This is a genomic window from Pectobacterium polonicum (assembly GCF_005497185.1).
GTDB classification, from domain to species: Bacteria; Pseudomonadota; Gammaproteobacteria; order Enterobacterales; family Enterobacteriaceae; genus Pectobacterium; species Pectobacterium polonicum.
The window spans coordinates 124,201-128,566 of record NZ_RJTN01000013.1 but is presented as its reverse complement, the minus strand read 5'-3'; the positions used below and the strand labels follow the sequence as shown (position 1 = coordinate 128,566).

The window sequence follows — 4,366 nt, the reverse complement described above, 5'->3', positions numbered from 1 at the left end:
GCCAGCATTTTTGATCTCTTTTCCCTTTGCGTTAATAGCATATTTCGGCGCCCACAGAAAACCATGATCTTTAACTTCTTTAAAACTCGTTCCCAGATTAACCCAAAAAAAATCCATATATGACAATCCTTTTTAATAAAATTAAAATATCAAATCCTATTGATTCTTTAACTCTAACCAATAAAATTCAGAATTGAACCTTCAAATGAATTATAAAAACCTGCAATAATGAAGAATATCACTTTCTATTGTTTAATTACAAACCATAAGGAAGCGCCTTCGGACTCTTCAAACTGATAATAATAATCAAGTATCATAGATTAGTCCGCTACTAAATACCAGAAGGCCAAATACTCATACAGCACCGCCTTTAACAAAAATAACCCAATGCGTTTTGTCATTTTTTCCCGTGCGCTGGATGATGATCGGTCTCTCATCTGTCAGAGCTAAAATCTGGCTGGTCGGGATCTGCGTTTCATTCCACTTGAAAATCAACACGCCAGCAGGTCGCAGAACGCGAAACGCTTCACTAAATCCGGCGCGTAAATCATCACGCCACGTCAGAGGGTTTAGTACGCCGTATTTTTTGCGCATCCAGCCCTCTGGCCCCGCCCGCTCTAGGTGCGGGGGATCGAATACAACGACAGGGAAAGACTCATCAGCAAACGGCAACTGGCGAAAGTCGGCGATGATGTCCGGCGAAATAACCAGGCTGCGGCCATCACACAGCGTGTGCTGTTCGTTGCGGTTATCAATAAACACCGCGCGTGGATCGCTTTTGTCATGCCAGAACATGCGGCTACCGCAGCACATATCGAGGATTTGAGTCATAGCGTCCCCTCCGTCTTGTCGCGGTAGGTTTCATGCACCAGCAGATTAAACCTGCCATGCAGTCGCCATGGTGTATCGAAGAAACTCAATCGGCCTCGCAATGGGCGAAACTTAAGAGGCCTGGAGTCCCTGAGTTGGTAGCCAACGGGACCGAAGAACCAGGGGGATGAACTGCTTTCACAGGTTCCGGTGATCGTCGCCACGCCGACAATTCCACCAAGCTTGTAATGCTCTGGGTCTGGCATACGGACTGACACATGAACGCCGTGGCTAAACATCAGCACCTTTCGGGCTTCTTCCACTTCGGCTTTTGTTGGTTTCCTGCTCGATGCATGGATGAGCACAGGCCCACGATACTTTGTGTTCCATGTGCGGTTTTCAATGTCTTTGTAGCCGTTAACGATAAGCCATGCCCACGGTTGGCGAATAGATAGCGCTTTCATGCGTCACCGTCCTTGCGTTCTGCCTGCGGAGCAGCGGAAACCATAGCGGTGTATATGTCTCTGTAGTTCACGTCAAGAGAGCCGCCCATACCTCTGGTTACTCCACAACCAATTGCGGCATCTGTCATTTCCGGCGTCGGCGCTAACGGCACCAATACCCAACCATCAGGGATTGCTGGGGCGCAACCCTCCGCCCAATCTATACCGTTCCACAGCGGGGAATTATTGTTCTGCTGGAGCATGGCGGCGCGGCAGGCGTTCCACGCGTATTGAACACAGTCCACAACATCGCCATCAGGGAATGTGTTGAACAGGTCGAAGGCTTTGTCGCGACAAAGTTCATCCGGCGCTGGCTGGCTTGCGGCTGGTGGAACGGGGTTGGCGTAGAGAGGTGTTGAATGAATGCTATGCATCCCTTCTGCATTCGCCACGTAATCGCCATCACGGGTTAACTGGTCGCCACCGTGTGCGTGAACAATCCACGCCACAGGCTCTTGCCCCCGCAGTTCTGCCAGTTGTCCGCTCAGGTCTTGGATTTTCGCATTCAACTGCACGAACGCGTCAACGAGGCCAGACTGAACAGATTGATCTGGCGGGATATCGAGCGCATGACGAATGCAGGCCATTTCGCGTGACATGCCAGATTCAGCCGCTAGCATCAGCTCGATGCGGTTCGCTGCCTGAGTAAATAACACTCGATCCTGACTATCCGGGCTATCCGTTGCCAGCTCCCGAATGCGCTCAATCATCACGGCTGTAGAAATTTCAGGTTTCATGCGCGCACTCCTGACAGCAGTTGAGTAAAGCGAGCCTGTGCGGGGTGAACGCCAAAACCGGGGTGAATTTCACGGAACAAATAAAACCGGTATTTTCCCGGCGTGCCAACTGCGGCCACCTGGTTGTTTTCTCTCAGCGTTCCGAGGGCTGAACTGGCTTCACGACGGGTTATATCTAAACCGCGGGCAATCTCTGTCCGAGTCAGTCCCTCGTTGCGGCGAACGTAGCGCAGCACACGCTGCTGAGTGGTCATTTTTTTAGTCATTGGTCAAATCTCGATTGTTGGTTGAGTTACGTGTTACTTGATATACCGAGCCCCTGCGGCGCAGAAATTCTTCGTGCATTTGCTGTGCAGGTGTTGGCCCACCTGGATGCTTTGGTGCTGCTAGTTGTCGGCGAACGGGTGGAATACTCATTCCGTGTGCTACGTGCTTAACCCACTTGTTCAGCAGTCGTTCTGCCAGCCGCTCCAACTCTCCCGCAGTCATGCGTTTCTCAACGCCCGCCCGACGCATTTCGATGCAAATGTGATAAAGCACAGGCTGGCGCCACGGGAATTCTGTGCTGCTGGCGTATCGGTACGACTCGTTGCGCCAGCGCTTGTATTCGGCCATAACATCATCGGTGTTCAAGCCAAATGGGTTCGCTCCGCATTCAGCCACCAGCGACACAAATTCCGCCAAATCTGGTGGCCACGCATTGCCAGCGGCACAGCGACTCAGGCAGCCAGTAATAACTTTGGAAATCTGGTCATTCGTCAGATGTCCAATCGCCGCCGCCCACGCCGGAGAAGGTTCCGCCCCGTTTTTGGTAATCCAGCGATCCGTGTAAATCTCGATCATCGCCTCCCACAACCCGTCCAGCATCAGCGTGGCGCTGGGATTGAGCTGCCCTGAATTTCTGCATTGCGCGAGATTCACCACTGCTGGTGGTCTGTTCTGTTGCTGCATTTAAACCTCCGGTTTTTTGTTTACCTGCCGAACTCCGCACCTGCTGGATGTGCCGAGCTAATTTCTGATCCCATTGATGTTGGTAGAACGCTTTCCCCTCAGGCTGCCAATACATGACAAACCCCGCTAACTCAGTTGGCTGGTAGTCCTCTGCCAAAACCACCCCAGCCAGCGCAGCCCGTTGTCGAAAATCTAACGACGGTCTCCAGTCGGAAAACATCGGGAATTTACCGATCGGCTCATCGATGCCTGGTATGTATTCCGGCAGTCCGTTGTTTTCAGCAGGAGGTAAATTTTCCTCGCGCGCTATGTGTGGGGTTTCTTCCTTTCCATTCCCTGATCCCTGATCCATTCCTACAGGTACTGATACGGTAGATGTACCGTACTGATACGGTATTAACTCCATCTCTTTGATTTTGCTTTCCTTTCCCTTGTTAACGACCTGATGTTTTTTGAAGTTTCTAATTAACCCAAAACTCTTGTCATCCGGGGTGGAAAACATGGATAGATATCCATGGTTGGAAAGCTCCTGTAGCATTACGGTAATAGGAATGGATGGTTCACGTAGCGGAAAAACAGCCGCTTTAATTAACTTCGGGTTGGCATTGAAATAGCCTTCATCGTCTGCATAATTCAGCAAGCCAATCGCCAGCAAGCACGCACATTCGGACGCCTCGGCCATGTCTTCATCCGTCCAGAATTCCGGTTTTATTGTGCGTATACGGGCCATTATTCCCCCTCGATACGCTTAAAATTGATTGCCCATACCCATGGGTTGACTTGCCAGCTTCCTGCGCCGTAAATCGATTCCCATAAATCCCGATACCAGAGGAACGGATCGTACTCACCACCATCAGTGGCTCGTTCCGCTGGGTATCCCTCTGCGATAATCCCATCGCGCGGGATGTGTTTAAGGCGCTCAACGCGCACATCTGTAATTTCCAGCAGAATGCGAGACGCATAGCGCGGCATATGAATTGATGGTATCCATTTGATCGGATAGATTTTCCCGCTGGCCGTAGTGAACCGGATGGCATCAGGATTGCTGGCGCGATACACGCGAAATTCACCAGTGCCGCCTAAGGCATCACGGCGAACTTGAAGCCCAGAGGTTTCCCGCACCCACAGACGATCACCGGGCTGACCGAATGGGCATTTAGCGCTCCATGTTCCGCCAGTGCTTTTGGTGTATGCATACAAGCCATCAACCTCATCACCGTTTTCAGCACGGCCTGAGATTATTTCTATCTGGTGATCATGGCGGTACTGGCTGCGGTCAAATGGCTGATTTTTGATAATCCGCCGCGTCTGGGTCTTGCGACCGTCGAGAATCGCCCGAACCATTTCGCCGTTAAAAATTATCCC

7 protein-coding genes are annotated in these 4,366 nt (G+C 51.2%); all 7 read right to left on the bottom strand.

Translation table 11 applies throughout. From position 1 onward, the window contains the following. Nucleotides 1-354 precede the first annotated feature (354 nt). On the bottom strand, nucleotides 355-831 hold the full coding sequence (locus EDI29_RS14310; protein ID WP_137741417.1) for a class I SAM-dependent methyltransferase: 477 nt from the start codon (nucleotides 829-831) through the stop codon (nucleotides 355-357). Next, on the bottom strand, nucleotides 828-1,274 hold the full coding sequence (locus EDI29_RS14305) for an ASCH domain-containing protein (protein WP_137741416.1): 447 nt from the start codon (nucleotides 1,272-1,274) through the stop codon (nucleotides 828-830). The genes EDI29_RS14310 and EDI29_RS14305 overlap by 4 nt, the downstream gene beginning before the upstream one ends. Continuing rightward, nucleotides 1,271-2,050: a hypothetical protein gene (locus EDI29_RS14300; RefSeq protein WP_137741415.1), complete on the bottom strand. Its 780-nt coding sequence runs from the start codon at nucleotides 2,048-2,050 to the stop codon at nucleotides 1,271-1,273. The genes EDI29_RS14305 and EDI29_RS14300 overlap by 4 nt, the downstream gene beginning before the upstream one ends. Next, nucleotides 2,047-2,316: a winged helix-turn-helix transcriptional regulator gene (locus tag EDI29_RS14295; RefSeq protein WP_137741414.1), complete on the bottom strand. Its 270-nt coding sequence runs from the start codon at nucleotides 2,314-2,316 to the stop codon at nucleotides 2,047-2,049. Before EDI29_RS14295 ends, EDI29_RS14300 begins: the two co-directional genes overlap by 4 nt. Continuing rightward, the gene (locus EDI29_RS14290; protein ID WP_395303236.1) at nucleotides 2,309-2,917 is read right to left on the bottom strand and encodes a replication protein P; all 609 of its coding nucleotides are present in this window, start codon (nucleotides 2,915-2,917) and stop codon (nucleotides 2,309-2,311) included. Before EDI29_RS14290 ends, EDI29_RS14295 begins: the two co-directional genes overlap by 8 nt. After that, nucleotides 2,802-3,731 (bottom strand): DnaT-like ssDNA-binding domain-containing protein, encoded by a 930-nt coding sequence (locus EDI29_RS14285; RefSeq protein WP_137741413.1) that lies wholly within the window; start codon nucleotides 3,729-3,731, stop codon nucleotides 2,802-2,804. The genes EDI29_RS14290 and EDI29_RS14285 overlap by 116 nt, the downstream gene beginning before the upstream one ends. Beyond that, nucleotides 3,731-4,366 (bottom strand): hypothetical protein (locus tag EDI29_RS14280; RefSeq protein ID WP_137741423.1); only part of this gene is annotated, 636 nt, incomplete at its 5' end. The genes EDI29_RS14285 and EDI29_RS14280, both read right to left, overlap by 1 nt.